Origin of the sequence: Paraburkholderia sp. PGU19, from assembly GCF_013426915.1 — a bacterium.
In the GTDB taxonomy this organism is placed as follows: Bacteria; Pseudomonadota; Gammaproteobacteria; order Burkholderiales; family Burkholderiaceae; genus Paraburkholderia.
In genome coordinates, this window is sequence record NZ_AP023182.1 from 521,593 (window position 1) to 541,405 (window position 19,813).

A 19,813-nucleotide genomic window follows, 5' to 3' on the forward strand; every position below is an offset into this window, starting at 1 on the left:
TAACAATCAGGAAGAAGTAGTAAAGAGATTCACGAAAGCGTGCTTAGAGATGGGCGCGTGAGTAGGTGAATCAGGGTTGTGATTGTATCAATGTATTTTTTGAGTTCATCGAAAGACGAACCTGGAATACGGCACAACGCGAATACTCAACCTGTAGCGGTTGTTATCCAGTGAGCAATTACTGCGAGACACACCCGTTATAGGGTCAAGCGAACAAGTGCATGTGGTGGATGCCTTGGCGATCACAGGCGATGAAGGACGCGGTAGCCTGCGAAAAGCGGTGGGGAGCTGGCAAACGAGCTTTGATCCACCGATATCCGAATGGGGAAACCCGGCCCGTATGGGTCATCCATGGCTGAATACATAGGCCATGCGAAGCGAACGCGGTGAACTGAAACATCTAAGTAACCGCAGGAACAGAAATCAACCGAGATTCCCAAAGTAGTGGCGAGCGAAATGGGACCAGCCTGTACTCTTTATCTTCGTTGTTAGCCAAACGCTCTGGAAAGTGCGGCCATAGTGGGTGATAGCCCCGTAGGCGAAAACAGCGAGGAAGAACTAGGTGTACGACAAGTAGGGCGGGACACGTGAAATCCTGTCTGAAGATGGGGGGACCATCCTCCAAGGCTAAATACTCGTGATCGACCGATAGTGAACCAGTACCGTGAGGGAAAGGCGAAAAGAACCCCGGGAGGGGAGTGAAACAGATCCTGAAACCGCATGCATACAAACAGTCGGAGCCTCGCAAGGGGTGACGGCGTACCTTTTGTATAATGGGTCAGCGACTTACATTCAGTGGCGAGCTTAACCGATTAGGGCAGGCGTAGCGAAAGCGAGTCCGAACAGGGCGATTCAGTCGCTGGGTGTAGACCCGAAACCAGGTGATCTATCCATGGCCAGGATGAAGGTGCGGTAACACGTACTGGAGGTCCGAACCCACTAACGTTGAAAAGTTAGGGGATGAGCTGTGGATAGGGGTGAAAGGCTAAACAAACCTGGAAATAGCTGGTTCTCTCCGAAAACTATTTAGGTAGTGCCTCGTGTATCACCTTCGGGGGTAGAGCACTGTCATGGTTGAAGGGTCCATTGCGGATTACTTCGCCATAGCAAACTCCGAATACCGAAGAGTGCAATCACGGGAGACAGACATCGGGTGCTAACGTCCGGTGTCAAGAGGGAAACAACCCAGACCGCCAGCTAAGGTCCCCAAATATGACTAAGTGGGAAACGAAGTGGGAAGGCTAAAACAGTCAGGAGGTTGGCTTAGAAGCAGCCACCCTTTAAAGAAAGCGTAATAGCTCACTGATCGAGTCGTCCTGCGCGGAAGATGTAACGGGGCTAAGTCATATACCGAAGCTGCGGATGCGTGCTTTGCACGCATGGTAGGAGAGCGTTCCGTAAGCCTGCGAAGGTGCGTTGAAAAGCGTGCTGGAGGTATCGGAAGTGCGAATGCTGACATGAGTAGCGATAAAGGGGGTGAAAGGCCCCCTCGCCGTAAGCCCAAGGTTTCCTACGCAACGTTCATCGGCGTAGGGTGAGTCGGCCCCTAAGGCGAGGCAGAAATGCGTAGCTGATGGGAAGCAGGTCAATATTCCTGCACCAGTGTGAAATGCGATGGGGGGACGGATCGCGGAAGGTTGTCCGGGTGTTGGAAGTCCCGGTCGCTGCGTTGGAGAAGGTGCTCTGGCAAATCCGGGCACGGAATTCAAGGGCGTGGCGCGAGCTCTCTAGGGGGCGAAGCAATCGGAAGGGGTTCCAGGAAAAGCCTCTAAGCTTCAGTTTCACATTGACCGTACCGCAAACCGACACAGGTGGGCGAGATGAGTATTCTAAGGCGCTTGAGAGAACTCGGGAGAAGGAACTCGGCAAATTGGTACCGTAACTTCGGGATAAGGTACGCCCCTGTAGCTTGAGCCCCCTGCGGGGTGAGGGTGAAGGGGTTGCAATAAACTGGTGGCTGCGACTGTTTAATAAAAACACAGCACTCTGCAAACACGAAAGTGGACGTATAGGGTGTGACGCCTGCCCGGTGCCGGAAGATTAAATGATGGGGTGCAAGCTCTTGATTGAAGTCCCGGTAAACGGCGGCCGTAACTATAACGGTCCTAAGGTAGCGAAATTCCTTGTCGGGTAAGTTCCGACCTGCACGAATGGCGTAACGATGGCCACACTGTCTCCTCCCGAGACTCAGCGAAGTTGAAGTGTTTGTGATGATGCAATCTCCCCGCGGCTAGACGGAAAGACCCCATGAACCTTTACTGTAGCTTTGCATTGGACTTTGAACCGATCTGTGTAGGATAGGTGGGAGGCTATGAAGCGTGAACGCCAGTTTGCGTGGAGCCGTCCTTGAAATACCACCCTGGTTTGTTTGAGGTTCTAACCTTGGCCCGTGATCCGGGTCGGGGACAGTGCATGGTGGGCAGTTTGACTGGGGCGGTCTCCTCCCAAAGTGTAACGGAGGAGTACGAAGGTACGCTAGGTACGGTCGGAAATCGTGCTGATAGTGCAATGGCATAAGCGTGCTTAACTGCGAGACCGACAAGTCGAGCAGGTGCGAAAGCAGGTCATAGTGATCCGGTGGTTCTGTATGGAAGGGCCATCGCTCAACGGATAAAAGGTACTCTGGGGATAACAGGCTGATACCGCCCAAGAGTTCATATCGACGGCGGTGTTTGGCACCTCGATGTCGGCTCATCTCATCCTGGGGCTGTAGCCGGTCCCAAGGGTATGGCTGTTCGCCATTTAAAGAGGTACGTGAGCTGGGTTTAAAACGTCGTGAGACAGTTTGGTCCCTATCTGCCGTGGGCGCTGGATATTTGAAGGGGGCTGCTCCTAGTACGAGAGGACCGGAGTGGACGAACCTCTGGTGTACCGGTTGTCACGCCAGTGGCATCGCCGGGTAGCTATGTTCGGAAGAGATAACCGCTGAAAGCATCTAAGCGGGAAACTCGCCTTGAGATGAGATATCCCCGGGGCTTCGAGCCCCTTGAAGGGTCGTTCAAGACCAGGACGTTGATAGGTCAGGTGTGGAAGCGCAGTAATGCGTTAAGCTAACTGATACTAATTGCCCGTAAGGCTTGATCCTATAACAGGTGTGTCTCGTGTCGATGATCGTTAGTGCTTCAGCACTTACGAGCATCCCACTCCCGAAGGGAGTACGGACACGCACACGGTTGAGTGATCCGTGTTGTGCCAGAAACAACACAACCCATACCCTCTTTACGCTTCTTCCAGATTGGCTGTGGCGCACCACAATGCGACGCAGCAACCCGTCATGCCTGATGACCATAGCGAGTCGGTACCACCCCTTCCCATCCCGAACAGGACCGTGAAACGACTCCACGCCGATGATAGTGCGGATTGCCCGTGTGAAAGTAGGTAATCGTCAGGCTCCTTATACAAACCAAGACCCCGCCCTCAAAAGCGGGGTCTTGGCGTTTCTGCGGCCCTTGCAAGAGCGCCCCCGACTCTGGGGTGATGCCGATGTAGGCATGGAAGGCATGGTATTTCATTGATGGAACGCCCACTTTCGCGCAAATTATTGCGAAGCGGAAGTTGGCGCAGCGCGAAGGTTTCAACGAGCGGCCTACAGTCAGTTTTTGAGCGCGTACAATCGGGCAATTGATGTATTGATGCCGCTCGCTTATCGCTCGGAACCGTCACTCCAACGGCTGGTTCACTCCGAAACCTGCCCGATGCTCAATGCGAGCATATCGGCCACAGCTGACATTGACGAGTGGTCCGGGCAGCGGCCGTAATGCGCCGCTAAGCCGCCGACCTACGCACAGTTCGCGCGAGGGGAAGCGATGATCGTTTCGCAATGGCCGACTGTACACTTTCGCCCAAGCCGCCGGAAAGTTGCCGTTGAAGACTTCAACGACCGCGCCGTCGAACGTTCATCGAATTGGTACTGCCGGGCCAAAAGCCATCATTCACCGCTATGTCCGCTGGCCCCGCAGCCGACACGCCCGGGCGTGCCTTGCTTTGTGGCCGGTGGACACCGCAAAGCGCAAGCGGCTCAGAAAAGACAGCCCGACACGTCCAGTCGGCTATCATGCCTATCCTCTCCGAAGTAGCCCCTTATGATTTCCGTCCGTAATCTCACGCTGCGCCGTGGCGTTAATGTCGTACTCGACAACGCATCTATCACCTTCACCCCCGGCGAAAAGATTGGTCTTGTCGGCCGCAATGGCGCCGGCAAGTCGTCCTTCTTCGGCCTTCTCAACGGCACGCTGCACGAAGATAGCGGCGAGTTCTCGATTCCCGCTGCGTGGAAGATGGGCCAGGTCGCGCAGGAAATGCCGGAGACCAGGCAGAGCGCGACCGACTTCGTAGTCGAGGGTGACGCCGTGCTGCTGGCCGCGCAGGCCGAAGTAGCCGCCGCTGAGGCCAGTGACGACGGTATGCGCATGGCGCACGCCTACATGGACCTGCACGACGCCGGTGCGCACGATGCCCCCGCACGTGCCCAGGCGCTGATCCTTGGCCTTGGCTTCAGTGATGCGCAGCTTAGCCAGCCGGTCAACAGTTTCTCCGGCGGCTGGCGCATGCGACTGCAGCTGGCGCGCGCGCTCATGTGCCCGTCCGACCTGTTGCTGCTCGACGAGCCGACCAATCACCTCGACCTCGACGCGCTGGTCTGGCTGGAAGCGTGGCTCAAGCGCTATCAAGGAACCCTGGTAGTGATCAGCCACGATCGCGAATTCCTCGACGCGGTGACGCAGGTGACGGTGCACGTCGACAACGCCAGGCTCGTGCGTTATGGCGGCAACTACAGCAAGTTCGAAGAGATGCGCGCCGAGCAGCTCGTGTTGCAGCAGGCCGCGATGGCCAGGCAGGCGGACAAGATCGCCCACCTGCAGAAATTCATCGATCGTTTCAAGGCCAAGGCCTCAAAGGCGAAGCAGGCGCAGAGCCGGGTCAAGGCGCTCGAACGGATGGAGAAGATCGCCCCCGTGCTTGCCGACGCAGAGTTCACCTTCGAGTTCAAGGAACCGCTCAACGTCCCCAACCCGCTGTTGTCAATGCTGGACGCGAGCTTCGGCTACCCGGCGCCGACCGACGCACTGCCGGGCACGCCGCCCACGGTCATCGTGCGGGCATTAACCGATCCGTGCTAGCCGGGCAGCGCATCGGCATCCTCGGTGCCAACGGCCAGGGCAAGTCCACGCTGGTGAAGACGGTGGCGCACGCGCTGGCGCCAATTGTTGGCGAAATCAGCGAAGGCAAAGGCCTGAACATCGGTTACTTCGCACAGCAGGAACTCGACGTGCTGCGCCCCCTCGACACACCGATGGAACACATGATCCGCCTTGCCAGGGACACGCCGCAGCACATGCGCGCGCCCGGCCAGAGTGGCACCGAACAATCGCTTCGCACCTTCCTCGGCACCTTCAATTTCAGTGGTGATACCGTCCATCAGCCGGTTAGCACGATGAGCGGCGGCGAAAAGGCGCGGCTCGTGTTGTGCATGATCGTGTGGCAGCGCCCCAATCTGCTGCTGCTCGACGAGCCTACCAACCACCTCGACCTGGCCACACGCGAAGCGCTAGCGATGGCGCTCAACGAATTCGAAGGCACGGTGATGCTGGTCAGTCACGACCGGGCCCTGCTGCGCGCCGTATGTGATGAGTTCTGGCTGGTCACCAAGGGCGGCGTCGAGCCCTTCGACGGCGATCTGGACGATTACCAGCAATTCCTGCGCGACGAAGCCCGTCGCATGCGCGAGGAGGCTGACGCAGAGCAGTAGGTCATCGCCTGAGAGCCCCACAGGCGGGCGGCAGGTGTTGCATGGGAGGCGAAGCGCGGACGTTCGCCAAGGGGCCTCAGCAATCGTGCGGACAAGCGCGCTCCGATGCAAGAGAGCAGCGCCAGGATATCAACGTTGAAACTGAAGCTCGTCTTCGCCGTGCCGAAACAGACCCGGGCAGATCGTGCCATAAATCTCGTGAAGTGATGGAGGAGGGTGCAGGAAAGGGGCCCCGCATCGATAGCCATGCCGCGGGAACTCAGCGCAAACTTCTAACCTGGTCCGGCGTGACACTTCCGGCAAATCGATTGCCAAAATGGGTTCTCGTGTAGTTAACGACAGCAGCGACCTGATCGTCATTCATCGCGTCGCCAAACGATGGCATCGCCCTCCGGCCGTGAAGTACGCTGGTGATGACGTAGGGTGCTGCTTCGACTGCCGGGTTGTCAGCGAGCGCGGGGTAGTGACCCGCGCCCTGTGCGCCTTTTCCATCAGGCATATGGCATCCCGCACATGTAGCGTTGTAAAGCGCTTCGCCGCTTATTTCGGTGAAGCGGTAGTCCGGCGAGATCGCAAAGGTGCGTGGTACGTCCTGTGCCACGGTCTGGGTCGACACCGTCACGCTTCCGATCAGCAAGGCCATCAGCATCACGCTGGGAATCAGCGTCGGCCTATCCATTGACGATTCTCCGATGCAACCGGGTGATCGCATCCAGTGACGACAGCACGGCGCCTTCCTGCCATGCCGGGATTTGGGAAGCGTGCTCTCCAGCAAGGACGACCCGTCCGTCGATCTGACAGAGATTCGCGTAATGCGCTTTTCTCAACGCATCCGTCCATGCGGCGAAGCAGCCATTCGTGAACGGTGATCGGCTCCAGCTCATCGCGAAGCCCTTCTGGTACTCGCGCGCGTACTGCGGATGAATCTGGCTGCCCTGGCTCAATGCGACCGCGATCCGTTCGGCAGGGGGCAGCGCACCCATCTCATAGCTGGCGGGCCCCCACATGTAGGCGCCGAGCAGCACCGCAGGACCGATCGATCCGTAACCTGTTGCCGGATAGCCGATCATCGAGATCGGCAGGTCGGTATGCGTGATGCCGCCGTAGATCTGCTCGTCTTCTTCCCAGAATCGCCGGCCGAATTGCAACCCGATTTTCACCGATGTCTCGTAGGGCACCCCATCGATCGCGGCGCGCATGTCCGGGCCGACCGCAATGTCGATCTGACTCAGAATCGAGAGCGGGATGGTGCACACCAGCCAATCCGCGTGCGCGTTCCGCTCGGTCCGGGTGGTCGTATCGGTATAGCGCACTGTGACACCTTGCTCGTCCTGCAAGATGGCCGTGACTCTGGCGTTGAACACTACGTCGCTTGCGATCTGCGAATGAAGCGCATGGGCAATTCTGTCCATGCCGCCGACGGGCTGGAAAATGGTGCTCTGGAAGTCCTGCTCGTTTCCAGACGAGAGCCACTGCCACAAACGCGATGCAAGCAAGGGGTCGCGCGGGAGCAGATTCGACGGCACGGCCGGGGGCATCAGACTACCGCCATGCGCGGTCGCGAACCCACGGCGCTCACTGCTTCGCCGCCCCGCCTGATAGGCTCCGTCCCGCTCGAGCGCACCCCATTCGCGCAGCGATTCGAGTAGAAGATGCGCGTCTTCGACTGACAACGCATCATCGAGTGCGTCCTTGCGGATTGCTTTGGAAAGCAGTTCGGCGATATAACCTTGATAGTCGGTCTGCACCGCGCGGAATCGTTGCGGCTTGCCACCAAAAGCCTCCGTCGAATGCAGGTACGCGTTGTAATTGACCTGGATAAACGGCTCGAGGGGCACCTTCAGACGTTTTGCGTAGTCAAGTACGCCCTGGTGGTGATACGGAATGCGCCACGGCCCCGGATTCAGATAAAGCCCGTCAGCGAAATCGCAATACTGGGTGGCACCGCCGAGTTCTGTATAGCGATCACCGCCCCTGACGGTCCATGCCCGACCGCCTGCGCGGTTGTTGTACTCGAGCACCTGCACGTGGTAGCCCGCGTTCCTCAACTCAAAGGCCGCGACGAGGCCGGCCATGCCCGCGCCGAGCACGAGAATTCGCGTTCCTCTCGGTGCGCCATCGAGTCTGACCGGTCCGGCGTAGGTCGAGGTAGGGGCGAACCCAAGCGTGCTCATGCCTTGCATCATGGCGGCCGCGCCGAGGTTCTTGCCGATCAGCGTCAGCAGGTGCCGGCGGCTCATCGCATTTGTGGTCATTCTCGACATAAGGACGCGGCGCCCCGACGGGAGAGAAGCGATGGTGAACGAAATCAGATTGCATCCCAAATTGCAAAAGCATGAGTCATCTGGATTTGTATGCTTGAGGATTGCGTTTGGGCGTACTGCAACGGACTAGTTCATTTTATGCGATGACCCGTCGGGCGTCGTAAATCGAATACCAGAATCACCGGTGGTGAACACGCGATGTGGTCGTCGCGCCCCTCGTTGCGGCGCGAACGAATCCAGCGCCGCTACGTTACATGCTCAGCGGCTCAGTTGCTGAACCGCCTGGTCCACTTCGCCTCGTCAAGGAAGAGTTTAAATGAATCCTCGTTTTACTGACTGTCCTGACTGGCTTTCCATCAGGTCCGTACCGGGCTCGCTGATCAGTGGTGCAGCGATGTTGTTGACTTCAACGTGTTTGTACGCACAAACCATGTCGCAATCCACGACCCATCAGATCACTCGGGCGCAAGTTCTACGCGAACTTAAGGAGTTGGAGTTTGCCGGATATCGTCCGGTGCCAAGCGATCTCTACTATCCATGAAACGTTCAGGATGACGAATAAATATTGGAAGCCAGGCGTCAGGCAGAAAAAATTTACTCGCCGGTACAAAGCAGCCGGGATTCGAGAGCACATTGCGTTGAGTATAGCGGAGGGGCGGCAGGCATCAATCGCCGTCCTCCTCGTGCTGATGATGTTTCCAGCCCTTGTGCAAGCCATTGTCGTGCCATTGCCGACGGTCCCTGTACTCGCCCGCATATCCGTGACCGTAGGCATCGGGTGCTTGCGCGTACATGACGGGGGGCTCCTGATACACGCCTGGCTGTCCCGCGTATTCGACTACGGGAGCCGCTTCAAACACAACGGTTGGCGGCGCTTCATACACGGGAACGGGTCGCGCCGGACGGGGGCGATCCTGCGTCGCGAAATCGCCCGCACGACCAGGCCGCCCCGTAGCAAACTGCGATGCAGCGAAATCCCGGGACGGTGCAGCGCCGTGATCGAACGGAGGGGAAGGTACGTGGCGGGCAATCTCAGCGCGGGAAACCCCAGTCCCGCGAGAAGAAGCCGACGATGGCGGTGCACTACGACCGGGCGAAGACATCTGTCGCTTTGGCGGTGCAGATCGGGGGATCCCGAGCGCCTGCCGCACGCTCGCCATAAAGTGCGACGCCCAATTCCCGCGATTTTGGGGCACGCCGCCGCCCGCTTTGCCAGGCCGCCCTGCAACTGGCCGCCCTGCAGCAGAACCCCGGGAAGGTGCCGCGCGGCGCTCGAACGAAGTGGAAGGCGAAGGAGTGGCGAGTTCGGTATGGGCGATTGCGCGAGCAGAAGGTGTGGTTGATGGCGTGACCGGACCCGACGAGGACACTTGTTGTGTCGGCGATACCGGTTCGATTGTCCCGTGCACCTCGGTGCTGGCCTTGGATACGTCGTAGGCGCTCTGATCATGATGGTTGGGCCAGACATCAAGCGTAATGGCACCTGCGACCCCGAAGGCCAATGCGCTCGTCCACGCAACCCAAAGCTCGGGGCGTCCAAACCACGTAGTCGGTGCGGCCGGCACTGGATCAACAGCAAGATTGGCGCCGACAGCAAGGCTACCTGCACGCCGATGCAGCAACCCCGGCTGCAGGGACATGGCGCCAGCCCTCGACTCATTTCGCGTGATCTTTCGATCGACTTTGCTCACACTTGTATGCAGCCGAGGGAACCTCCTGAAGAGAATGATGACCGAAACGATCACGCACATCAGCGTATTGGCCAGATTCATCCAGAACATCCCGTTTGGAATTCCCCGGCTCATTTCGAGGAGCATGAGTGCGAACGTGCCATTGCTGATAGCCCAACTACCCCAACTGAGCAGACTGTGGCTGCGCACGTCTGCTTCGCTGGCGAGGAGTTTGCCGATGGTCGGAAGGTACGTCAGGATGCGCGCCCCATTCCAGAACAGGAACATCGCGCTAAGTACCTGGATGTAGAGTTCGTGAGACATCTCGACCTCCTTGCCAGCCGTGGCGGGGCGGGCCATGTACTCCGTCGCAGGCACCCGGGGTATTTCATGCGCAGTTCCTGTTCAACGAGGAACTGCTTACGCTTGCCAGCTAGAACCCGACCGGCCAAGCTGCTGCGCAAGCCGCATTCGCCCAGGCACGCCGATTTTCAGAAGTCCTTATGCCAGACCTCTGCAAACGGTTGGTACTTGACGGGATCGCTTGAGCTTTGCGACCGCAAGCAGACTCGCGGCGGCCATTGCGATCGTCTGCATGTCTCGCGCCAACATTGAGGTCTGACCAAAAAGCATGCCAACACCGCGTCCGACCGCTCGTCCGATGGTCCGATTTGTCGGCCGCGTGGATAGCAACGTTTTCGTAGCCCACTGGCTCATGATAGAAAACTTATCGCAATGTCGCTGCCCCGCCGTCTCTCGCCTACGGCCGCGCTGAACACGCCGGTGGGTCGATTCACGAATATTCAAGTACGAAGCGTGGGTGCATTACGCAGGCGCATTGCAAGTAGGGAGCCGCCCATGTCGGCAGCGGTATCGAGGGCCGCGATCACGCATGCGCTTATTAGCTGCTCCTGATACAGCATGACCTCCTCCTCAGCGTCTGAATGGCCGCGCCCACTTTTTCGTATGCCTGAGCAGGCGCATCGACATGGTCAGCGCCAGCAACCGTCTTTTGCTATTCAGCAACCTCGAAAGAGTCGTGCGTCCCGAGCAACAGGACCAGTATCGAAAGGGGAAGCGGTCGTCCAGCAGGAATATCGAACTCGCCACCATTAGTGAATCGTGTGTGAGCCGGCCGGCAATGGCTTGAGCATCAGAAAATAGCCTTCTTCCACGGCTATTCCGTTACCACCCGTCTGATTGAAGACTCACGGCGAAGGGGAGCAAAAAAATGAAAGCTGGTCTATGAGCGTTCAACAGCCGTCAGGTCGTTGACCATCAAACCGTCAATCGAACAGAGCCGATTCGAGATATAGCCCGCAACGCGCTGCGCAAGAAGATTCCCGGCAGGTAATACAGGTCGCATCAACCGTTATAGTCAGATCCGCTGAAGATTTGCTGAAGCATGCCCGCACTGATCAAACAAGTTCTGGCTGCGATATGGTGAAGCACGTCTTCGTCAAAGCTGTAGCCCGGCTTGATAACCGAGCGGAAAACAGCCATCAACCTGCACGTGAACGCGAGCGTCGCATGCGCGGCTTGCTCGACCTGAATCTCACGCAGGAGGATCTCTCGTGCTTTGGTCCGATTCCGACAACAGCTAAATGCCGGCCGAAGCGGTGCAGCTTGCGGCCAGCACTGTCGTGTGCGCTAACTCGTGATCGGTGCCAGAGCAGTTTCGATTCGAGACATCTGGTTTCCGGTGATCAGGCCGCTGAGGATCTGACCGAAGCGGGGTTCCTGCACCCCCGAAATGATGTATTGCCACCTGTACGCTGCAAGCAGACTCGCGCGTACGGATTCTTTGTCGGCCATCGACAGCGATCGTCCGCAGACCATTGCAAAGTAATCAGCGTCCGCGTCAGCCTGCGTCTGCACGATGCCGTCAACGGCGGCGACCAGTTCGATCAGATCGTCGACCGCCTCGTCGCGCTCTTCAGGCGAAAGTCTTGCGTCTTCACGTCGCCATTCGAGTTCGTCGAGAATCGCATGCTGTGATTCCTCTCGCCAGTGGTAGAGAAATACATCCTTCCATAATTCAGACGAATTCGAATCCATATCGATACTGCCCCGGTAGTGCGCAAGCACGAAAAGTTCGATATGACACGTCAGCGCCATCACTGCCCAAGTGGACTTCGCAAGCACGAACGAGGCCACGCTGTTTGCCTCCGGCAAGAACGTGTAGCCGGACGGCATACCTTCGGCGCACATCTGTTCGATGCGGCGAAACAGTTCCTGATGCTTGATTTCCTCATCGCCAAACCGGACGAGCGCTTCGAGCGCGCTTTGGTCGCCGAGACGGTATGGGCCGCTCATATCGATTACCTTTGCTGCAATAAAGCGTTCGACGAGACCAAACATGTTCGCGTACGTGCGGCCCTGAATCTGACTAAGCAGGCGCTGCTCGTCGGAGTCGAGAAAGCCGAGAGAATCGACCTTCGACAGAGCGTCCGGCAAGAACTTCTTCGTGAAATCAAAGTGTCGGCCGCGAATCACGTCGCGGTCGATATCCCAGCGAACGCGCTTCGACGCAGCGATGCATTTCGCGTAGCGGTCAGCCTCGAGCTGATGCCCGTTAGTCATGGTTTCCATTTGAAACATCTCCTTCCATCGTGATTCACGGATACCTCATACGTCCAGTGGCTTCCCTCGCCGCGTCGGGCGTAGGGCATCGCCACGATCCAACTATCGTTGCCGGACGTCATTGGATCGTGAAGAGCGTGCCGGGCCGCGTAAAAACACCGTAAAAAAGGAGACTTGCAATGGAAGGGGCGAGAAGTCCGCGTGGCTTGCCCGAATGTCGCGTACCGGAGAGTAAACTATTTGAAGGCTAAAACTTCAGCTGACGCACGACATGACCCGGCTCATGATCGAAGTTTTCGGTGGCTTGCACATAAGACTTGTTGGGAAGCTTGTGCCTTTGGACTTTCCCACGAGGAAAAGCAAAGCCATCCTGGCTTACCTTGCGCTATCGCCGGGCATGCTGCGCTCCCGGGAGCAACTGGCGAGCGTGTTCTGGGAGCGCAGTGCGGAAGAACAGGCAAGAGCCAGTTTGCGGCAAACACTGTCGAGCTTACGCAGGACGCTACCGGACGCGCCCCCGCTGTTGAATGCGGAGGCAGACGCTGTCTGGCTCGACTCACATCTCGTGGAAGTCGACGCGCTACAGTTCGCCCACCTTGCGAATGAGCCGTCTCACGATTCAATGGCGAAGGCCGTCGCGCTCTATCGAGGCGTGCTCTTCGATGGTTTTGGCCTTCGCGAAGAACCTTTCGAACAGTGGATGACCGTCGAGCGCCGCTGGTTTCATGAGCGCGCTGTGGAGGTATTCGCCGAACTTGTCTCCCATTGGGAACAATCTGGGGAACTCGATCGCGCGATTTCCGTGGCCAGTAGAGTGCTGGCTTTGGACCCGCTGCTCGAATGGGCTCACGCGGCGCTCATACGACTGTATTTGCGCACGGGACGTCGCGACGCTGCTGTTCGGCAATATCAGGAGTGCGTCCGCGTGCTCAATACTGAACTCGGCATTGCGCCTGCCGAGGAAACGCAACGTCTTGCTAGCCAGATCCATCACGATTCAGGCAGACATAGCGAGCCTGCCGCGAGCGCCGCGTTTGCTGGACCGGGCGCCGTGCAGAGCGGGAGCGCATCGCGCGCTGAGTGCGCAGCGGACATCTCAACTGTCTTGCCGGCGGAGCGCAAGCAGGTGAGCGTGCTCTGCGCGCGCGTGCGCGAGCCTGTCAGCGATACGGATCCCGAGACGGCGCTCGAGCAGTTCGACCCTGTGCTGAAGGCAATGGTCGATGCCGTTCACCGTTTTGGCGGCCGGGTGACCCAGTTCAGATGCGATGGCGTGACTGCCCTGTTCGGCGCCCCAGTCGCACAAGAGGACCACGCGGTGCGGGCTTGTTATGCTGCGTTCGCGATGCGCGAAGGCATTCCTGCCCTCACGGGCCGGCATCTTGATGCGCGGATCGGCGTACATTCGGGCGAGGCCGTCGTCCGCACGATCGGCGACAACCGTTCGCAGCACTATGACGCGCTTGGCTCCGTACCGCAGTTGGCGAACCGGATCGATGCCGCACTGTCTGCCGGAGAAATCGGTGTGAGCGCCGATACTGTGCGCTGTGCCGAAGGCTTTATCGAACTGTCGGATCGTCAGGTAAGGCTGCTTTCCGGGGCGACCTCTGCTCCCGTCGAGATTTTCATCCTGCGTACAAAGTCCGCGCTCCGCCTTCGCTGGAATGCACGCACGGTTCGCGAACTGACACGTTTTGTCGGCCGCGATGCGGAGCTGGCCACTTTGCAGGGCATGCTCGAACGCGCCGGACGTGGCGCTGGCCAGGTGTGCGCGATCGTTGGCGAGCCGGGCGTGGGCAAGTCCCGTCTCGTGCATGAGTTTGTCAACTCGGCACACGCGACCAGTTGGACGAGACTCGAGACGGGCACGTCCTCGCTCGACACGAGCGCGATCTATCTGCCGCTCGCCAATCTGCTGCGGACATGGTTCGGCATTGGCGAGCGCGATACCCTGGCTGAGGCGGCCGACCGGCTTCATCGCGGCGTCGATGCCATCGACCCGGCACTCGCATCGATGCGCGCCCCGCTGACAGCCCTTCTCGACCTGCCGCCGGAAGATCCGCAATGGGAGATGGCGAGTCCACCGCAAAAACGCAAGCGCACGCTTGAAGCGATCGTCTCTCTTGTGATCCGTGCGAGTGAGAAGCGTCCGTTGATACTCGTTGTCGAGGATCTGCATTGGAGCGATGACGGCACCCAGGTGGTGCTCGATCATCTCGTCGACTTTATCGCCGCTTCGCGTGTGTTGTTGATCGTGACCCATCGACCCGAATATCGGCACGCATGGTTCGGCAAGAGCTATTTTTCCCAACTGCGCCTGGAAAGTCTCGACGCCGAAAGCGCGGAACTGTTCCTGCGATCGCTGCTCGGCGACGACGCTCTGCTTTCAGCGCTTCGACGGCGCCTGATCGAGCGCACGGGACGCACGCCGCTTTTCCTCGAGGAGTCGGTTCGTGCGCTGGCCGATGCGGGTGCATTGATCGGCCGGACGGGGGCCTACCGGATGGTTCAAACCATCAAGACGTTCGAGATTCCATCGACCGTGCATGCCGTCCTCGCCTCGCGGATCGACCGGCTGTCCGCGCAGCAGAAAACCCTGCTGCAGATGGCGGCTGTGATCGGTGACGAGTTTCCTGTCGATCTTCTTCAGCAGGTTGCCGATCTCGACCGCGAACAGCTGCTCGATCTGCTGGGTGATCTGCAGGCGGCAGAATTCGTCTATCAGACGCGCTTGTTGCCGCACCAGAAATACACCTTCAAGCATGCGCTGACACATCGTGTCGCCTACGCAAGCGTGCTCAAGGAGCGACGGCGTTCGATGCATGTACAGCTTGTGGAAGTCATCGAGCGGCTTCACGCGCAGCGTCTCGACGAGCATGTCGAGCAGCTCGCGCATCACGCGCTTGCTGGCGAACTATGGGACAAGGCGCTTCATTATCTCTACCGGTCCGCAGGCAAAGCGCTTCAACGGTCGGCGTATCAGCCGGCGACAGAGTACCTGCACAGAGGGCTCGAAATAATCAATACGTTGCCTCGCACGCCGGCGCTGCTCAGGCACGAACTCGATTATCAGAAGGTCCTCGGCGTAACCATGATGGCGGCGAAGGGCTGGGCGGCCAAAGAGGTACTGGACGCGTATACGCAAGCGAGAGTGCTGTGCGAGGAGCTTGGAGACGAGGGTGAACTATTCACGGTGCTGCGAGGCGAAGGTCAGTATCGAATGATCCGCGGCGAGTCTGAAATCGCCCGCCAGCTCGGCAATCGCTGCGCGGCGCTGACGGCGGGCTCACATGACCACGGAATGCATCTCGAGACGCACCATCTGTTCTGGACGAACAGCTTTTTCATGGGCGAATACGCCGCGGCGGAGTTTCACAGTTCACGAGGGAAGGCAATCTACGAGCGGGAGCGGGATCACGCGCTGGCATTCAAATACTCCGGACACGATCCGGGTGTCTGCTGCCGGTGCTTCACCGCGCTGGTGCAGTGCCTGCACGGGTATCCGGACAAGTCACTTTCGACTTGTGACGATGCGCTCGAACTCGCACAAGATCTCGGTCATCCACTCACGACTGCGCTTGCATACTGGACATGCAGCTTTGCCCACATGCTGCGCGGCGAGCCAGAACTGGCCAGACAGTGGGCAGAGCGGGAAATCGCGGTATGCGAGGAGTACGTGTTGCCTCTACTGTTGTCGCAGGGGACATTCCAGTTGGGCTGGTCGCTGGCGCAACTCGGGGATCTCGACGAAGGCATAGAACGAATGCGAGAAGGCATCGCGGCAATTAGCGCAACGGGTGCGGAAATGGGGCTGCCGTATTTCAACGCATTGCTTGGCGAAGCCCTGGGCCGGGCGGGCGAACCGGCGGCCGGACTCAACGAGATCGATCGGGCGCTTGCCGCAGTCGATCAGCATGGCGGACGCTTCCAGCTATCGGAAATGCTGCGCGTAAAGGCGGAATTGCTCGTCGCCTTATCCCACGCGCGGCGGGAAGAAGCACTCGCCTCCTTGCGCGAGGCGATCACGGTTGCGCGAAGGCAGGGCGCAGGGCTTCCGCGTCTTCGGGCGGCGATCAGCCTTGCGCGCCAGTTGGCGGATTCAGGTGACATTGAAGATGCATATGCGGTGCTGCAGCCCGCGTGTGAAAGCATCAGGGAACGAAGCGGACTAGCCGATGTGCGTACGGCCCATGCACTCCTGCACGATTTGACGAATCGATAGCGAGAGATTGGCAGCTTCCCGGCTGGTTAGGCGAACGGGCATCTCCAGACAGATTCTCCACCCACATGACACGGGCGACCATTGGGAACTGGCGAGACCCATGCCGCCATTAGCGATTCCGTCAACGATCCAGGGCAGCATGCTGAGGTAACAGCGTACAAACATGCGTATGGTGCATTCAACGCAAGCCTCAAAGAATCATTGCCACGACGGCTTTGTCCTTTGAGCGGATCCAGCGGTTCAATCTGCATGGTATGCCGCTTTCCAGGTATCCGCCAATCGTCGCCAAGACAGACGTGATCCCGCAGTCTTTTGTGGAAGTGGACCACTGCCCGTCATGCCAGGCCGGGAGCGGTCTGGAACGGCGGCGCAATGCACATCTACGCAGTCGCCAGAAGATTTGCGCCGGCTCGTCCGCGGTCACCCTTTATAATCCGGCATGACTCCATCCATCTCCCACGCAGCAAGCTTACGGCCGCCGGCACCGGCTTCTCGATTCATCGGTTTGTTGGTCGCGCATACGGTAGTGGGGCGTTCGCCATCCGCGCGCGTGGAATGCACGTTCCACGAACTGCGGCCGACGATCGCATGAAAATACCCAAACGACTTGCACCGCTTCTCGAAGAAGGACTTATCGACGAAGTCATTGGCCAGTTGATGAGCGGCAAGGAGGCAACAGTCTATGTCGTGCGCAGCGGCGAATCGACGCGTTGCGCCAAGGTCTACAAGGACGCGAAGCAGCGCAGTTTTCGGCAAGCCGCATCGTATCGGGACGGTCGCAAGGTCAAGAACAGCCGGCAGTTGCGGGCGATGGAAAAAGGTACGCGCTACGGCCGTCAGATGCAGGAAGCGTCATGGCAGAACGCCGAAGTGGACGCGCTGTTCCGGCTCGCCAACGCAGGTGTGCGCGTGCCGCAGCCCTATATTTGTACCGACGGCGTGTTGCTGATGGAACTGGTGATCGACGAGGTAGGCGACGTCGCACCACGACTCAACGACGTCGATCTGACGGAAGCCCGCGCCCTCGAACTGCACGCGCTGCTGCTGAACCAGGTTGTCCGCATGCTCTGCGCGGGCGTAGTTCACGGCGACCTGTCGGAATACAACATCCTGCTGGCAGCGGACGGACCGGTGATCATTGATCTGCCACAGGCGGTCGACGCAGCCGGCAACAACGAAGCCGCCTCGATGCTCAAGCGAGACGTCGACAACCTGGCCGCGTACTTCGGACGGTTTGCACCGCAAATACTCACCGCGAGTTATGGCACGGAGATCTGGGCGCTCTTCGAAGCAGGGCGGCTGCATGTCGATGCCGAACTGACCGGTCGCATCGAAGTCGACACGCGACCTGTGGACCTCGACGGCGTGCTGCAGGAACTCGAAGCGACACGTCTTGAGGAAGACGCGCGAGTGCGGCGACAGCAGGAACTGAGCGCAGGCCGGTAACCGTGCTCGATGTCCCCCGAAGATCGAAATCTCCTTCTGCCAATCCGTTGCGCTGCAGGGTCGCGAAAAATCCTTGTGTTCATCTGGTTCGATCAGGCACACGTTCGTCCCCCGACGTGTTCAACGGAGATATCGTCAACCGATGCCAGTCTGCTCTAGGCCGCCGCTTTTGGCTCGAGCCGGGCCGACTCGGTATCATCAAACGCGCCGTCGTTGTATAGACTTGAGCTAAGGCGGGGACGCTCCCCGGCGTTGTGAAGGAGCCCGGTTATGCTGACGCAGCGAACGAAGGACATCGTGAAGGCCACCGCGCCCGTTCTGGCCGAATATGGCTACGCCGTCATCCAGCGCTTCTATCAGCGCCTGTTCGAGACCCACCCTGAACTGAAGAATGTGTTCAACATGGCGCATCAGGAACAGGGGCAGCAACAGCAGGCGCTGGCGCGTGCCGTCTATGCCTACGCGGAGAATATCGAGGATCCCGCGAGCCTGACGGCAGTACTGAAAAACATCGCCAACAAGCATGCGAGCCTCGGCGTCATGCCGGAGCACTATCCGATCGTCGGCGAGCACCTGCTTGGCGCCATCAAGGACGTGCTCGGGACCGCGGCGACCGAGGATATTGTTTCCGCTTGGGCACAGGCCTACAGCAACCTGGCAGACATGCTGATGGGCATGGAGTGTGAGTTGTACGAAGGCTCAGCGGAGAGGCTGGGCGGCTGGACCGGGTGGCGCACCTTCGTTGTTCGCGAGAAGCGGCCGGAAAGCAGCGTCATCACCTCCTTTGTTTTTGAACCGGCCGATGGCGGACCCGTCGCCAACTTCGAACCCGGGCAATACACCAGTATCGCCGTGAACGTGCCGGCTCTGGGTTTGCAGCAGATTCGGCAGTACAGCCTCTCGGATGTGCCAAACGGACGCAGCTATCGCATCTCGGTCAAACGCGAGAGCGGCGGTGCGCACCCGCCAGGCTATGTCTCCTGCCTGTTGCACGATCACGTCAACGTCGGAGACGAGGTCAGGCTGGCCGCGCCATATGGCAGTTTTCATATCGATGTGAGCGCCAGCACGCCTATCGTGCTGATCAGCGGAGGCGTGGGGCTGACGCCGATGATCAGCATGCTCAAGAAAGCCATACAGGATCCTCAGCGGCAGGTGGTATTTGTCCACGGTGCTCGCAACGGCGCAGTGCATGCCATGCGTGACCGGCTGCGCGAGACAGCCGCGGCGCATGCCAATTTTCACCTGATTGTGTTTTATGACGAGCCGCTACCTCAGGATACTCAGGGCCGTGACTACGATCACGCAGGCTTCGTCGACGTCAATCTGATCAAGAATTCAATCCTGTTGCCGGACGCCGACTACTATATCTGCGGACCGATCCCCTTTATGCGCATGCAACATGACGCGCTGAAGGAGCTCAGCATCCATGACGCTCGCATTCACTACGAAGTGTTCGGTCCAGACCTGTTCGCCGAATAAGCACGACTGGCGTAGACCGTATTAGAACTCTCACCGTTATGGTCAATTCGCGACCACGAGACTGACCGAGGACGGGGGAGTCTCGCAAGACAAGGGTTTCGACCGCGCGAAGTAAAGTTGTCACCGGCGATGGCCGGTTCGAGGAGCGACTTGCACGTTTCACCGCCGTCGGCTGGCAGTTGGAACACGAGCCGGTGGCCGTCTGGTGCCGCGCGCAATGGATAAGTCTCAATGCGGCCCAAAGGGAGACATTCGTTCGCTTGATCTTAGCCATCCTGGAGCGACCGCTGCATCCTCACTAAGGATCACCCAGTTGGCTAGTGCCGTCAGCGATCGGGCTTTGCGCATCGATGCGACGGCGAACCACGGCTTGAGCGAAGGTCGTCGTGCACGCACC

7 protein-coding genes, 2 rRNA genes and 2 pseudogenes are annotated in these 19,813 nt (G+C 59.0%); 7 read left to right on the forward strand and 4 right to left on the reverse strand.

The window, feature by feature from the left end; all coding sequences use genetic code 11:
• Positions 1 to 203 precede the first annotated feature (203 nt).
• The 3 genes and pseudogenes from H1204_RS42780 to H1204_RS42790 all read left to right on the forward strand — a co-directional run bounded on the left by H1204_RS42780 (position 204) and on the right by H1204_RS42790 (position 5,749).
• Positions 204 to 3,085 (forward strand): 23S ribosomal RNA (locus tag H1204_RS42780).
• A 192-nt stretch (positions 3,086 to 3,277) separates the two neighbouring features.
• Positions 3,278 to 3,391, forward strand: a 5S ribosomal RNA gene (rrf, locus tag H1204_RS42785).
• 691 nt (positions 3,392 to 4,082) lie between these two features.
• Positions 4,083 to 5,749 (forward strand): annotated as a pseudogene (locus H1204_RS42790) (ATP-binding cassette domain-containing protein).
• Positions 5,750 to 6,008: 259 nt separating this feature from the next.
• Here the strand turns inward: H1204_RS42790 and H1204_RS42795 are convergent.
• The 3 genes from H1204_RS42795 to H1204_RS42810 all read right to left on the reverse strand — a co-directional run bounded on the left by H1204_RS42795 (position 6,009) and on the right by H1204_RS42810 (position 10,007).
• Positions 6,009 to 6,428 (reverse strand): cytochrome c, encoded by a 420-nt coding sequence (locus H1204_RS42795; RefSeq protein WP_180736120.1) that lies wholly within the window; start codon positions 6,426 to 6,428, stop codon positions 6,009 to 6,011.
• Positions 6,421 to 7,989 carry a flavin monoamine oxidase family protein gene (locus H1204_RS42800; protein WP_243469098.1) on the reverse strand — a complete coding sequence of 523 codons (1,569 nt, stop codon included), beginning with the start codon at positions 7,987 to 7,989 and terminating at the stop codon, positions 6,421 to 6,423. Before H1204_RS42800 ends, H1204_RS42795 begins: the two co-directional genes overlap by 8 nt.
• Before the next feature lie 689 nt (positions 7,990 to 8,678).
• Positions 8,679 to 10,007: a hypothetical protein gene (locus H1204_RS42810; protein ID WP_180736123.1), complete on the reverse strand. Its 1,329-nt coding sequence runs from the start codon at positions 10,005 to 10,007 to the stop codon at positions 8,679 to 8,681.
• 1,119 nt (positions 10,008 to 11,126) lie between these two features.
• Between H1204_RS42810 and H1204_RS42815 the strand changes: the two are divergent.
• Positions 11,127 to 11,273: pseudogene (locus H1204_RS42815) on the forward strand (IS6 family transposase); the annotation flags it as partial.
• A gap of 60 nt (positions 11,274 to 11,333) precedes the next feature.
• Here the strand turns inward: H1204_RS42815 and H1204_RS42820 are convergent.
• Entirely contained in the window at positions 11,334 to 12,275 is a 942-nt protein-coding gene (locus H1204_RS42820; RefSeq protein ID WP_180736124.1) for a hypothetical protein, read from the reverse strand.
• Positions 12,276 to 12,597: 322 nt separating this feature from the next.
• On the opposite strand from H1204_RS42820, the gene H1204_RS42825 reads away from it, so the two are divergent.
• The 3 genes from H1204_RS42825 to hmpA all read left to right on the forward strand — a co-directional run bounded on the left by H1204_RS42825 (position 12,598) and on the right by hmpA (position 19,416).
• Positions 12,598 to 16,488: an AAA family ATPase gene (locus tag H1204_RS42825; RefSeq protein ID WP_243469113.1), complete on the forward strand. Its 3,891-nt coding sequence runs from the start codon at positions 12,598 to 12,600 to the stop codon at positions 16,486 to 16,488.
• Positions 16,489 to 17,076: 588 nt separating this feature from the next.
• Positions 17,077 to 17,934: a PA4780 family RIO1-like protein kinase gene (locus H1204_RS42830; protein WP_180736126.1), complete on the forward strand. Its 858-nt coding sequence runs from the start codon at positions 17,077 to 17,079 to the stop codon at positions 17,932 to 17,934.
• Positions 17,935 to 18,204: 270 nt separating this feature from the next.
• Positions 18,205 to 19,416 carry an NO-inducible flavohemoprotein gene (hmpA, locus tag H1204_RS42835; protein WP_180736127.1) on the forward strand — a complete coding sequence of 404 codons (1,212 nt, stop codon included), beginning with the start codon at positions 18,205 to 18,207 and terminating at the stop codon, positions 19,414 to 19,416.
• The last annotated feature ends 397 nt before the right edge of the window (positions 19,417 to 19,813 follow it).